The 12,390-nt window shown below is 61.6% G+C and carries 11 protein-coding genes; 6 read left to right on the top strand and 5 right to left on the bottom strand.

Going from position 1 to position 12,390, the window contains the following annotated elements:
- Nucleotides 1–12: 12 nt before the first annotated feature.
- Nucleotides 13–1,671 carry a hypothetical protein gene (locus tag BHE75_RS21765; protein ID WP_070936291.1) on the top strand — a complete coding sequence of 553 codons (1,659 nt, stop codon included), beginning with the start codon at nt 13–15 and terminating at the stop codon, nt 1,669–1,671.
- A gap of 13 nt (nt 1,672–1,684) precedes the next feature.
- Nucleotides 1,685–3,307, top strand: coding sequence for a hypothetical protein (locus BHE75_RS21760; protein WP_139181863.1), 1,623 nt, complete (start codon nt 1,685–1,687; stop codon nt 3,305–3,307).
- Here BHE75_RS21760 and BHE75_RS21755 read toward each other — a convergent pair.
- Nucleotides 3,304–3,825 carry an SOS response-associated peptidase family protein gene (locus BHE75_RS21755; protein WP_066969933.1) on the bottom strand — a complete coding sequence of 174 codons (522 nt, stop codon included), beginning with the start codon at nt 3,823–3,825 and terminating at the stop codon, nt 3,304–3,306. The two genes, BHE75_RS21760 and BHE75_RS21755, sit on opposite strands and share 4 nt — an antisense overlap.
- A gap of 57 nt (nt 3,826–3,882) precedes the next feature.
- On the opposite strand from BHE75_RS21755, the gene BHE75_RS21750 reads away from it, so the two are divergent.
- Complete coding sequence (locus BHE75_RS21750; protein ID WP_066703426.1) at nt 3,883–4,500, top strand: SOS response-associated peptidase; 618 nt, start codon at nt 3,883–3,885, stop codon at nt 4,498–4,500.
- A 4-nt stretch (nt 4,501–4,504) separates the two neighbouring features.
- Here the strand turns inward: BHE75_RS21750 and BHE75_RS21745 are convergent, their stop codons facing one another.
- On the bottom strand, nt 4,505–5,281 hold the full coding sequence (locus tag BHE75_RS21745) for a hypothetical protein (RefSeq protein ID WP_066703428.1): 777 nt from the start codon (nt 5,279–5,281) through the stop codon (nt 4,505–4,507).
- A 52-nt stretch (nt 5,282–5,333) separates the two neighbouring features.
- Nucleotides 5,334–6,248 (bottom strand): hypothetical protein, encoded by a 915-nt coding sequence (locus BHE75_RS21740; RefSeq protein ID WP_070936290.1) that lies wholly within the window; start codon nt 6,246–6,248, stop codon nt 5,334–5,336.
- Nucleotides 6,249–6,375: 127 nt separating this feature from the next.
- Here BHE75_RS21740 and BHE75_RS21735 point away from each other — a divergent pair, with 127 nt between their 5' ends.
- The 3 genes from BHE75_RS21735 to BHE75_RS21725 all read left to right on the top strand — a co-directional run bounded on the left by BHE75_RS21735 (nt 6,376) and on the right by BHE75_RS21725 (nt 8,889).
- Complete coding sequence (locus BHE75_RS21735; RefSeq protein WP_066703440.1) at nt 6,376–6,912, top strand: hypothetical protein; 537 nt, start codon at nt 6,376–6,378, stop codon at nt 6,910–6,912.
- Nucleotides 6,909–8,312: a HEPN domain-containing protein gene (locus tag BHE75_RS21730; protein WP_066703444.1), complete on the top strand. Its 1,404-nt coding sequence runs from the start codon at nt 6,909–6,911 to the stop codon at nt 8,310–8,312. Before BHE75_RS21735 ends, BHE75_RS21730 begins: the two co-directional genes overlap by 4 nt.
- A 79-nt stretch (nt 8,313–8,391) precedes the next feature.
- A complete protein-coding gene (locus tag BHE75_RS21725) occupies nt 8,392–8,889 on the top strand; it encodes a GNAT family N-acetyltransferase (protein WP_096367890.1) in 498 nt (165 codons plus the stop codon).
- A gap of 78 nt (nt 8,890–8,967) precedes the next feature.
- Here BHE75_RS21725 and BHE75_RS21720 read toward each other — a convergent pair whose 3' ends face one another.
- Together BHE75_RS21720 and BHE75_RS21715 are read right to left on the bottom strand one after the other, a co-directional pair.
- Nucleotides 8,968–10,065: a DUF4238 domain-containing protein gene (locus tag BHE75_RS21720; protein WP_066703447.1), complete on the bottom strand. Its 1,098-nt coding sequence runs from the start codon at nt 10,063–10,065 to the stop codon at nt 8,968–8,970.
- Between the two features lie 17 nt (nt 10,066–10,082).
- Nucleotides 10,083–12,236, bottom strand: a complete 2,154-nt coding sequence (locus BHE75_RS21715; RefSeq protein WP_137864397.1) for a hypothetical protein — start codon at nt 12,234–12,236, stop codon at nt 10,083–10,085.
- Nucleotides 12,237–12,390: the final 154 nt, after the last annotated feature.

Below are 12,390 nucleotides of genomic sequence, written 5' to 3'. Positions count from 1 at the left end.
ATCGCTACCTGAATGCCGCACCATATCTTCTATTCCTGGCAAAGCGACACGGAGAACCGGATCGGTCGCGGCTTGATTCAGTGGGCGCTGGACCGCGCCATTCGAACCGTCAATGCGGACGCCGACGTTGATCCCGCCGATCGTGAGCTTCGCGCCGATCGCGACACTGTGAATGTGCCGGGCATGCCGCCGCTCGCGGACACCATCTTCGGAAAGATCGACCGGGCGGTCGCCTTCCTGTCCGACCTCACGCACGTTGCCACGCGCGCCAAGGGCCAGCTCTCGCCCAACCCCAATGTCCTGCTCGAGCATGGCTGGGCGCTAAAATCGCGCGGGTGGGGCAGGATGATCGGCGTCATGAACACAGCGATGGGCCATCCCGACGAGCATCCTCTTCCGTTCGACCTCACCCATTTCAAACGGCCGATCCTCTTCCACTGTCCGGCCGACGCGACCGACGAGGAGCGCCAGGCGGCGCGGGCAGGGCTTCAGAAGGATCTGGAGAGCGCTCTTCGCCTGATTCTCGACGACGAGGTTCTTATGGCGGCTGCGCCGCCGGCCGAACCTCACCCTCATGATGTTGAGCTGTTGCAGCGGTATCGCCAGCAAATCCCGGAGCTGCTGCGCCAGTTCCTGCGCGAGCATAATTTCGGGACGCCCTATCCGCGCAAGGCACTCGATCCCCTCGATGATATGGCTGCTACCTGGGCGGGCGCTGCCTTCGATTTCGAGGACACCGCGCTACAGGAGGCCGCCATGGCGCTTCGCGCGGCGAACACCTCTCTCATGGAGCTGGTCTATGAGCGCATCCATGTGATGGACCGGAACCCCAACATGGTCTGGCCGAAGACCGACTATGACGTGCGGCACGGCACGCAGCAGGTCACCCTGGATGCGATCCGGGAACTCAATGCGCGCGCCGGAACGCTGATCGGCGCGATAGATGCGTTCGAGAAGGTTGGGCGCTCCCGAATTCGTGTCGCGCCGCCGGCGCCAACGGCGCCGCAGGTGGATCCCCGCTGGGAGGCCGCGCGGACCGCGATTTCAGAGCTGGCGGCGGACCGGATGCGAGGAGGGCTTCCCGAGATCGTCGCCATGCCCAGCATGACGCTGCGCATTGTGCCGCTCGCTGCGATGGATCGGCCGGCTCTCGATCCAAAGACCGTCCTCGCTGCGGCGCTCCGCTTTCCGCCTGACAGCCAGGTCCGGGTTCAGTCAGATTCGGATGAGCGCCAATGGTGGAGCTATGGCCTGCCGCTCATTCAGACCGAAAATAACCCGGAGACCCGGTGGCGCACGCGCCTTGTTCGACCCGGCCTGATTGAATTCGAGGCGATGATCGGCGCCCGGATCGACGATGATCCCGAGATCCTGGTGAATGGTCGCGAGCTGGAAGCATCGATCGCCGCCCATCTCGAGCGTCTTGCCGCCGTGCTCGCCGACGTGGGCCTGGCCGGTTCCGGCCTCGTTTCCATCGCATTCCGGGGAGTGGAAGACGTCGAGTTGACGCGGGCCCGCGGTGGCGGTCGCAAGATCCGAAAGCCCGAGCTGTTCCTGCCTGAGCTTCAGGTGACCGATCTTGCCGCGCCGATGCAGCCGCAGCTGCAGGAGCAATTCAATATCCTCTGGCAGGCGTCGGGCTGGGCCGACGGCTCGCCGTCGTTCGACTGACCGGGTGCGCGCTGTGGAGCTCAAGCCCCCGTCACCGGAAGAGGGAGATGCCGGTCTTCAGGCGTTCCGTGAGGCAGCCAAGCTCCATGAGGATACGTTGCGCAGCCGGATGTCCCGCGAATTCTATCGAAAGGACCTGGCAAAGTGGCAGAAACTCTACGCGACGCTCGCAGGGAAACGCGCGGCAGGCTCGGCAACGGCCGTTCATTTCACTCGACTATCGGCGCTCTGCGGTGAGCTGCTGACAGAATATGGACCGGAGGCGCCGCCCAAGAAGCGGGTGCCCAAGGCGGTGGAGCCGGTGCCGTTGAGCTATCCCGACTTCCCCGACGACATTACCCATCGCATTCACTTCCTCGAAGGGCCGGGGATCCGGCGGCAACGCGCCGTTAAGCTTTCCGTCCATGCGCCGGGCATCTTCCGGCAGATCTCGGCGCGTGGCCGCGTCCTGCTCTCGATCGGGGTCCGTCAGGATCAGGTCCGGCTGTTCGAGCGCATCGTTGAAGCTATCGGCGATCTCGCCATGGCTGATTACGCCGCCGCGGGATTCGACATCGGCTATGTGATGCGGCCCGATGGAATCGCCCAAGGTCAGTCCTGGACGCCCAATCCCCTCGATCCAGCCTTGCCGACTGCCCGCGTATGGGAAGACAATCAACGGGCCCGGAGTTACGGATTGCAGGCACGCCTGCTTGGCGACCAATGGCGTGGCGCTGACGGCACCGGCCTCCCAGGTGATCTTCCGGATGTCGATGGCGAACCTTGGGATCCCGATCCGCATTGGCAGCGCGTTCTTGAACTCACACAGGCTGATCGGCTCGACGAGGCACTTACGCTGGTCGAGGCGGTGCCCGGCCGCGATCGTGAGCCTCTGTTCGACGAGGTCATCTATCTCAGATTCCTGACAGGATCGCCGCTGCGCGCGCAGGATATTCGCGTACTGGCGCGCAAACATGCGGAATCATCGCTCATTGCGGGGCGTCTGCTGGAGGAATTCGAGGCATTCCTGGGCCATCTCGATGCGCAATTCACGCTGGAGCCGCCTGTCCTGGAGGAAATGATCAGGCTTCGGCCGGATTTCGGGTCGACCATGATACCGCCCATGCCGCCCGCTTCGGATTGGGCCGCCTATCGGCGTCATATGGCGCAGTTCACGAACCACGGTGCGCGGCGCGGCCGGATTTTCTCCATCAACATCGGGGCCGCCGACACCGGGGCATCCGCGTTCTTTGCGACCGCCATGGTCGCTGCCGAAGAGGCGTTCCGCCGCGAGAGGTCGATTCCCGAGATCGGACGGGGCTGGGTGTCCGAGGTGGCGCTGCTCGATCTGGTTCGAACCCTATGGCCCTCCGCGGTCCATCAATGGCGCCCGGCGTTCCTCGGCATGCAGTCCGTCGATATCCATGTGCCGGAGCTGGGCCTCGCCATCGAGTATCAGGGGCAGCAGCACTACGCGCCCGTGACGCTCTTCGGCGGCGAAGAGGGGTTCAAGCTCACGCAATTCCGCGACGAGAAAAAGCGCGCGCTGCTGGCTCGCCACGGTGTGCGGCTCCTTGAATGGCGCTTTGATGTTCGGATCACCAGGGCAGAGCTGATCGCTCAGATGGCGGCGATGGAAATCCAGATCCCGGACTAGACGGCAAGCCTCTTCTGCCTCGGGCCGCCGTTTATTTCCTCGACGATGAAGGTGCGGGCCGGCGGTGTTTCGAGAAGGTCGATCTCTGGGAGCAGGTGGTCGAGCCATTGCATGCGTTGCCGGCGCAGGATGATGGCATCGTGTCGATCCTGATAGTGGCTGACTTCAGGATTGGCCGCGACGGTGATGACCCGGAAGGACAGGGGCCACTCTGCCATGGCCGGCTCCCAGATCGCCGCGAGATAGAAGAAATTGCCGTCTTCGAGCCGCACCCGATACTGCTTGCCGCCGCTAACGGTCATGTGGAATTCCGAGGCGGGCACCAGACAGCGCTGGCTGGGGAAGATCTGGCCCTCCGAGCGCACGAAGCGGAAGGAGGCCCCGCCGCTGAAGCGTGGATTGGAGCCCCACCGGGCCTCGACCATTTCCATTTCTTGCATATCGTCCGGATTTCGCCGGATGATGGGCAAGAGCTTTTCGAGGGGGGCCTCGGAGTCGAACGGTGTTGGCGTCGCCATGACAAGAACATATATAGAACGACGATGAGTCGCAAGGACCAGTGGAACGGATGACCGATGTGCAATGATTATCGCCTGGAGGTCGATATCGCCTCGATCGTTGAGGATTTCGACGACCTCAAGATCAAGATCAAAATGCCCGAAGGGACGCCCAATGTCGCGGCCCGCGCAGACATCAACATCAGCGACGTCGCGCCTATCGTGCGCAGCGGCGAGGGCAGGGGATCGGGCGAGCTCGTCAATCGGCGATGGAGCTGGCCTGGCCAGAATGGGCGGCCGGTCTATAATTTCCGCTCCGAGGGCCGCGAGTTCACTTCGCACCGCTGCCTCATTCCGGCCGACGGTTTCTATGAGTTCACGGCGCCGCTCGAACCGGGCCAGAAGCGCAAGACAAAATGGCTGTTCACGATGAAGGACCATCCCTGGTTCTGCATCGCCGGCATCTGGCGATCGCATCCGGAAATCGGCGAGGCGTTCACCATGCTGACGATGGAGCCCGGCGAGGATGTCGCGCCCTATCATTCCCGTCAGATCATCCCGCTACCGCGCGACCGGTGGGCCGACTGGCTTGATCCCTCAGTACCAGCAGAGGAGGTGCTTGGCCTCCTGCCGAAGGGCAGCCTCCTGCCGCTGCAGGTCTATCCACCGGCCGCGGCGCAAGCGTCGCTGCTTTGAGGTCTCAGGCCGCCGGGGGCTCGACATCCGGCGGGTTCATATAGACCCTGAATCCAGCAAGATCCTCGTCGCTCGGATTCTCCATCTCGGGGATATAGCGGATCGTCTCAGCCATATCGCGCCGCGTAACATAGTCGATGATCGAGCCACCGTTGGAGAGCTCATATTGCATCGATCCGCAATGGCGATCGACGGTGGCGAGCCCGGGCGCGAAGGCGATGGGCTTCTTGTTTCCCTTTTTGCTCACCTCATGCTTGGCGAGCGCAACGCGCAGGAATTCCAGCCTGGTGAAGCCCATTTCCGTCCGGCGTAGATCGATCCGCATCTGATCGACGAGTTCGGGTCGCTCCTGAGCATCGCGAAGCTGTTGGGCCCGCAGCTCCCTATCGTAATGCCGGTAGCCGAGATCGCGTTCGAGGTTGGTGGCCTTGAGATTGATCCCGCCATTCTCCGCGAGCTTGATGACCTCCTCGCACCGTTGGCGCCAGGTGCGGAGCAGTTCGTAGGCCGCATAGATCCACATGGGTGTCAGGGCCGACAGCTGCGCCATCCGGCCGCGCGGCGGTTCGTCGTCGAGCTGATGCTCAAGGATCTCCTGCTCGATGTGATTGAGCATGTTGTCGACCAGGCACAGCTGGCTCGCCTGCATCCTCAAAAATGGATTCTCGCCGAACCCTGCCAGGGTCATCAGGGCTTCGTAGAGTTCGGCCTGTCCGATCTCAGCCACCGGACGATATCGAGGCTCGTCATCCACCTCGTCGGGATAGGGTTCGTAGTCCACGGTCAGTCCTTTCGCGCCGGCCGTGATCGCGCCGGTCCGGGGGTGATAGTGCTCACGAGACCTTCTCCCGGAGCCAGGACGACAGCCCTGCGTCGAGGACCATTCGCGCGAGGCGCTGCGGCCCGAGTAGGATTACCCCGTCCGGGCCTTCATTCTCTGGGATGTTGCCGGTGTGCCATACGAAGAACATGCGATCATAGGCCTCCGCTTCGGCCAGCCGGCCGACATAGTCGTCGAGAGCTGCCCGAGTGGCTTGAGATTTCACTTGCACGAAGGCGCGTTCGGCAGTGCTCGGAAGCACGAGTTCGAGGTCGATCGTTTTCTGGGTCCGGCCGACCTGGCTGAGCCGGCGCCATCCGCTGCTCGAGAAGACCAGATCAACCAGCAGTTCGAAATCCTGCCAGGTCAGCAGTCGCATCAGGGGAATGATCGCCGCTGTGAGGGCGCGTTCCGCCTCTTCCGCCGCTGCGACCTCCGGTGACAGCTCATCGCTCAACCGGCGCAGCAGATAGTCGGCCGCGCGCACGTCGCAGATCGTCCCGCGGAACATCTGGACCTTGAGCAGTCGCCCGGACAGCCGGTCAGCCGTCAACAGACTGCCGCCGACCGACGTGCTGTGCCAGCCATCCAGGGTCGCGCGGCGATGGCTGTTGTCGGGCAGGATCTCGATCTCGCCGACCGGCCGACACCAATAGAGCAAGCCGCCGACGAAGGTGATGAAGATGGTATCCTCGTCGCTCTCGTAAAATGCCCGGATTTGCTTCACATCGCGAGTTGCAGCGCCGGCGTCCCCTCGACGATCCTTCATCGCGTCCCAAACGCCGGGCCAGTCGCCTGCCACGCAAAGGTCGTGCGGCACTTCGCGGTAGCCAAAGCGCAGCACGCCGTCGCGGATGCTCTCCGTCTCCCAGTCACCGCCCCGGCCCAGCTTGATGTAAAAGACGTTCGACGCCGTAACTGCGGTCATGGAATCCCCCGTTATAAGCAGGGCAATTCCGATCAGCCCGCCCGCATCGCAAGCTATACCTTCATCGTAGAAAAGATATTGAAGAGCTTGCCCTGATCGGGCGGCGGGCAGCAAAATTGGGGGGCAAATGGCTAAGGCAAACAGCAACGCACATCGCGAGAAATCGTCAAAGCCCTATAACGAACGCACCGATCTCGAAAAATTGCAGTCACAATGGACCAAATTATCCGGCCTGCACCTTCGAGAAGAGCCATCTGCGGCGATCGTCCGTTGCGCCACGGCAGCGGAGATCGCGGCCAACTATGCCATTCGGACGGAATGGGCCCGCAAGACCGAATTCGATGACACCATCGTCGACATGTTCCTGCGTTGGGCCAATGGCCTTCCGCTAAAGGTCACTCGGCTGTTCGTTCCGATCTATTTCGAGACGCCGGACAAGAGTCCGATCGGAAAGGCGCTCAAAGCGTCGGCCGAGAAGATCAACACGGTGCGCAATGCCGTGGTGCACCAAGGAGCCTTCAGCAATCCCGAGGAGGCTGAAGCCGTGATCGCCGAGGCGAAGGCCTTCATCAACACGATTGTCGGCCTGTCGATCGAAGGGTTCGACATCGAGGCGGCGGCGCGAGAATGGCAGGCGTCCCGCAAGAGCGAGGGGGGCGAATGACCTCGACGCTCGGCGGTCTGACCGTCACGCTCGGCAAGAAGCTCAAACAGTCCGACGATTTCCTGAAGGCCAAGCACAACCTGCTGACCCAGTTCGACAGCATCGACGATCTCGTCACGGACGAAACCAAGCTGTCTGCCAAGGATCGCCAGGCGATCGAGCATCATATCCTGCAGCTCCGCGCGGCGATCGCGCGCACGCTATGGTCGAACGAGTTCTACATCGGGCGCTCTCTGCTCGACGACTATATCCTGCACACCGCCAAGAATGGGGGCGGGGATGTGCCCGCGCGGGTCATCGCCGGGCTCGCGACCGCAGGCGCCGACAGGCCGGGCTTCGTCCTCTATCCGCTGACAGGTTTCGGGATGGAGATGCCGCGGATCTTCGCGAAGGACAGCAAGCTCCGCTCCGAGGCGATCTTCAGGAGCGCGGGCTTCGCCGTGAGTACCCAGAGCAATTCGTTCGACGCGGCCGTCGCCAGCATCGAGCGGATGGCAAGGGGGCTCGGCGTGAAGCAGCGCATAGACAAGTCGGATTTCCGGCACTTCGCTTACTCGGCAAAGTGGTTCGGAAAGAACCCGCTCATGCTGGTCCGCCTCACGTCGTTCACTGGCGATATGTACGAGAACCAGTTCGTCTATTCACTCAAGATCAGGGTGGCAGCGGCGAACCTGCTGATGCTGCATAGCCTGTCGCAGGAGGCAGTCGGGCCGCTCGACCGGCACCGCAATTCGTCCTTCGTCAACAATTTCGAGACGCTCGACATCGCCCATTATATGATCGGTGAGGCGATCCCTGGCCGCCCGATGTCCACGCGCCGCGTGCCCATGAACGTCTCCCAGCTCGAGCTGGCCAAGCTCTCTGACGTCGCCGCGACGCTCTCCACCACCGCACTGGCGACGTCCCGCATGCGGCGGCTTGCGGCGAAGGTGACGCAGGCGTTGAACACGGTGGAGCGAGGCTATTTTCGTCACGTCAGTATCGCCACGCATTCGAAACCGGAGAACCGCCTTTACCGCCGTCTGCTCACTGCCTTGGACTGGTTCCGGCAGTCGTTCAGTGCCCGGGCGAACGAGGCGGAGGCGATCGTCGCGCTGGCGGTGGCGTTCGAGACGCTGCTCACGGACCAATATGCCCCCGCGATTGCAGAGCGCCTGCGGCGCCGGATTGGGATTTGCATCAAAGGGGTGCCAGGCGTGGCGAACTATCAGGCCAGCGTTCTGGCGATCTACTATGCCCGCAGCGCCATCGTTCATACGGGCGAGCCTGACCACGCGATTGACATTCATCGCGGCCAGGTCGCCTTCGCGCGCTGCTTCTGTGCAATCGCCGAACGGCTCACGGCTTGGACACCGACCTCGAACAACGCCATGGGCGACCTGTTGGGCGATATTGCATGAGACCTTCGTCAGGCTGAACCTATCGATAGGCCGCCGCCCTACCGTTGAGGGCCTTCGACACTTTGCTATGATGATACCGATGCAGATACGACCCGAGAAACCTGCGGACGAGGAATTTATCCGCGCCGTAACTACTTCCGCTTTCCTCGCAGCGGAGCACAGTGACGGCAACGAGGCCTCAATCGTTGATGGGCTGCGCAATGCGGGTGCGCTGACGATCTCGCTTGTCGCTGCCAACGGTGGGAATATCGTAGGCCATGTCGCATTCTCCCCAGTCATGATCGACGGCATTCTCGACGGGTGGTTTGGGCTTGGCCCCGTGTCGGTTGACCCAAATTGCCAACGAGAGGGCGTCGGCAGTGCGCTGATCGAGGCAGGTCTCACCGACCTGAAGCGGCAAGGCTCGAAAGGATGCGTGGTTCTCGGCGATCCCGCTTACTACCGCCGGTTCGGCTTTGCCGTCGATCCCGACCTGCGGTTAGCAGGAGCCCCGCCAGAGTTTTTTCAGCGGCTCTCGTTCGATCAGCAGCACCACAGCGGCATCGTCACATATCATCCCGCATTTGGCGGCGAGTAGAGAGCCCTATTCGCTGTTTCTTGCGCTGCGTTCCGGGCCGGGTGCGTCAGCGGAAATCGCGCTATCGGCGCCCACACGCTAGACCGAGATCTTTCGATAGCCGCTTCCCTGCACGAATCCCTGTTCAAGGCACCATCGGCGGGTCAAGCCGGCGCCGGTGTCATTCGAGTAGGCGTGCGCGTTCGAGCGGAAGCGCAGAAATGAGGGCCAGGTCGAAGGGGCTGGGTGGTTCGTCGCTACATGGACAAGGACCTTCTCCCCGTTTCTGATATCGGTGGGCTTCCTGACGGCGTAATATTCGCCCCAATCGTCGCTCTTTTCGAGGACGGCCTGGGTCACCGTTTGCCGAGTGGCAGGCCGTCCGGGTTTACCGGCCTCTACCTGCGACGCAATTGTATCGCGATCGCCCCATTCCCGGAAATACACGTTGGCCCAGCAGCCAAGAACCTGATGGGCGTTGAGCGCCTCGATATCCTGGTGCCGATCGATGTCGATCCAGTGCGCCCGGTGGCCAGAGGTGTAGACAGCCCCGTCGTAAAGGATTGCGCAGAGAGAAGGTGAGAGCGGCAGGAAAAAGATGGCCCCAGCGGTCTTTACCCCGAAACTCGGTCGGCCCTTGCGCGGCCGTTGAATATGCAGGCGGTTGGTCAGGATGGCCGGATCGTCGGAGGTGAAGAAGGGGAGGTCTGACCGGTTTCGCGCGATGCAAAGCGTGAGATCGTCGACGATCCGCATCGTGTCCTTGTAGTTCAGCATCGCGGCCTGGACGGCCTCCTTCGATGCCTCCTTCACCGTTGGCACGGGAAGGTCGGATCCAGGAACATCTTGCAGCGCCAGCGCCATTTCACTGGCTTTCAGCGAGGCGGCTTCCGTCCGGAGGTATTGGAGATAGATGAACCGCTTGAGGACGACCTTGACCGCTGAACCGACCGCGCCGCCATCGGACAAGTGGCGGACGATCGGCCCATAAGGGTCCTCGATGAAGTTGATCGCGTTCTCGAGAAGCTTGTTTTGCCCGTAGAAATAGTCGCCCGAGCATTGATTCCTGACGGGTGCGTTGGGAATGGCCTTCATGCGATCGAGATTGAACAGGTTGATCGCCAGCCCCTCTCCGTTGACCGTGAACGGCCGAAGGTGGACCCGAGGGACAAAGTGCTGGTTCTTGTTGTCGGCCATCTATCGGCGTGTCCGCATCATGCGTGTTCAACGGCCGGGTAGCTTGCCTCCATGATCCCCTGAAGTTTCAGAGGATCAAGGACATAGGTCGCGAGCGTAAGTCGCCTGTATCCCATCGCGACTTCCCAGTCTGTGGGGTCGAGCGCCGCAAGTTGTTTGGCGGCGATGGAATCGCCCTCGAGATAGGTCACAAGATCGAGCGCATGGAATTCGCTTCCGGCCCAGATCGACAGACTGCGCTCCTCACCGCTCAGCTTGCCCATGGTCAGGACATTGATGAGTTCATGCGCCTGGCGAACCGGATGGCCGTTCAGGGCCGCACCATGAAAGATACGATTTGCGGTGACGATTCCGGTGTGGACTTCGGCAGACGGATCGACCGCCCAGCCATGCTTCTTCAACAATTGGCTCTTGTGGGTCGTCTCCGAAAAGACCCGCCGCCGCTTGTCCAGCTGGTCGCGCCCGACCTTAATGTGATCATAGCTGTTGCGCATCTCGTGTGGTGAGCACGGGTGGTAGGCGTTCTTGCATTCGAAGAAAAACAGATGGCCATCGCGCCAGGCGACGATGTCGAGTTCAAAATCGAGCCCGCCAGCACGCAGTTCCACGCCGGATTCAACCTTGAACCCCGCGGATTTGAGCGCGTCGATCACTGCGTTCACCATCTGGTCTTCGGGGCCGAGTGCGATCGGTCGCAGGCCGTTGGCCACGATGGTGTTACGGACGAGATTCGAGGCGGCCAGCACCTGAGGGGCAATGACGTAGTAGCCGCCGAGGTCGATCAACGGTCGATATTGCAGATCGATGTGACCGGTGCTGATGGTCATTTTCATCAGATCGATCAGGGAGCGCACCTTTGCTTCGCTCCTAAAAATCAACATCATCTGCATGAAGAGATTGTCGTGAGACATCACAAAGACGGTCGACGTGAAGGTGAGGAATGTGCGCTCGGCCTCGTCCTCAATCCGCGCCAAGGCCCTTTGGTACACACCGCTCAGGAAGGTGAAGTACCTCTGAAATTTGAAGATGTCGGTGGTGGTGACATGCTCATTCACATCGGCGATCAGATCGCTGACGTTCCCAAAGTTGTTGACATCGAGGAGGAGGAGGCTCTCCACCTCCTCGCGAAACATCTGGTCCCCAGCGAAGATCGAGAAGATTTCCGGCGCCGTCGGCAGCATCATTCGATAGCGTCTGACCGGCTTTTCCGCGAGTTCGAGCAAGCCGGGAAAGGCGTCACGTTCAAAGCCCATGTCGAGAAAGTCACTCATGGACATCGGCGGGTTTGAGTTCCGGAAACGGTGGATCCGGATGATCGCTTGATTGTCGCTCTGAATGTAGCCCAAGCGGACGGAGCGCTCTATGTCCGGGTCGATCGATGAGATTGTGACGGTCTCGCCTTCGAGCGTCGCTTGATAGGGCAACCCATCAATCTGGGTTTCCGCGTCCTTGAATTTTGTGAGGCGCACGGCCGCGAGGAGCAGTCGTTCATAGACCACCGCGTCCGTCGTGATGGCAGCAATATCGACGTGATTGCAGCATTCGTCGGTGATCGGGAACAGCGAGGCATAGATCGAGAAGATCAGCGAGGCGCCGTCTACATATTCTTCCGTGGTGTAGCGGCGAGGCGACCAGGACGGCTGCGAAGGGTCGGCGACCCAGCCCTGGTAGAACTGGTTATTGAGAATCACGAGCAGGGTCTTGAGAACGCAATCTCGCCGGCTCCCGAGGATTTTGACGATTTCGTCGTAGATCGCGCGCGCGTTGGAGGCCAATTTGCTGAGCGCAATCACGGACTCGAAATAGCGAGCGCGTTCTGGAGCGTTCAACAACGGCCGTATCTGGAGTGCGGTCTTGGCGAGGGTGCCGATCAGATTGCCGGCGTAGCCGTAACGCGAAGCACGCAGCACACCTGCCCGGCGCAGGCGGGGCACCACATAGGCGGCATCGATGTACAACAGCGCGAGGAGCGTCACGGTCGCCTCGCGGCGGCGTTTTGCTTCGATATGACCGCCGAGCGTCTCGATTGCGGACCGGATCTCGGCGCCGATCGCCTTGGACATCGCAGGCCGCGGCGATTGGCCCAGCTTGGCAATCATGTCGGTCTGATTCCGTGTCGCAAGCAGTGTCGCGATGAGGGCTTCAACTGTCGCGGCGGACGAAGATACCATGAAACGCTGCTTTCCTGCTCCGGCTGTTGCTGGCGCGCCTCGTTCACCCGCTCACACGTCAATGGCGTGAACAGAAACACTGTGACGCGTTGGCCGTAAGCTGGCCCCCGAAGGCGATATAGGAATGGTCCAGGCTCCCTGCCATGAGCTGGAA

The organism is Edaphosphingomonas haloaromaticamans (assembly GCF_001853345.1).
In the GTDB taxonomy this organism is placed as follows: Bacteria; Pseudomonadota; Alphaproteobacteria; order Sphingomonadales; family Sphingomonadaceae; genus Sphingomonas_E; species Sphingomonas_E fennica.
Note: the sequence above shows the minus strand (reverse complement) of the source record. Positions and strands in the feature narration are given on the sequence as shown.

What these genes read in the sequence shown, in the direction of transcription:
- BHE75_RS21725 (WP_096367890.1), top strand. Translation starts at nt 8,392, where the DNA reads ATGCAGATACGACCCGAGAAACCTGCGGACGAGGAATTTATCCGCGCC.
- BHE75_RS21740 (WP_070936290.1), bottom strand. Translation starts at nt 6,248, where the DNA reads ATGACCGCAGTTACGGCGTCGAACGTCTTTTACATCAAGCTGGGCCGG.
- BHE75_RS21755 (WP_066969933.1), bottom strand. Translation starts at nt 3,825, where the DNA reads ATGGCGACGCCAACACCGTTCGACTCCGAGGCCCCCCTCGAAAAGCTC.
- BHE75_RS21735 (WP_066703440.1), top strand. Translation starts at nt 6,376, where the DNA reads ATGGCTAAGGCAAACAGCAACGCACATCGCGAGAAATCGTCAAAGCCC.
- BHE75_RS21720 (WP_066703447.1), bottom strand. Translation starts at nt 10,065, where the DNA reads ATGGCCGACAACAAGAACCAGCACTTTGTCCCTCGGGTCCACCTTCGG.
- BHE75_RS21730 (WP_066703444.1), top strand. Translation starts at nt 6,909, where the DNA reads ATGACCTCGACGCTCGGCGGTCTGACCGTCACGCTCGGCAAGAAGCTC.
- BHE75_RS21765 (WP_070936291.1), top strand. Translation starts at nt 13, where the DNA reads ATGCCGCACCATATCTTCTATTCCTGGCAAAGCGACACGGAGAACCGG.
- BHE75_RS21750 (WP_066703426.1), top strand. Translation starts at nt 3,883, where the DNA reads ATGTGCAATGATTATCGCCTGGAGGTCGATATCGCCTCGATCGTTGAG.
- BHE75_RS21715 (WP_137864397.1), bottom strand. Translation starts at nt 12,236, where the DNA reads ATGGTATCTTCGTCCGCCGCGACAGTTGAAGCCCTCATCGCGACACTG.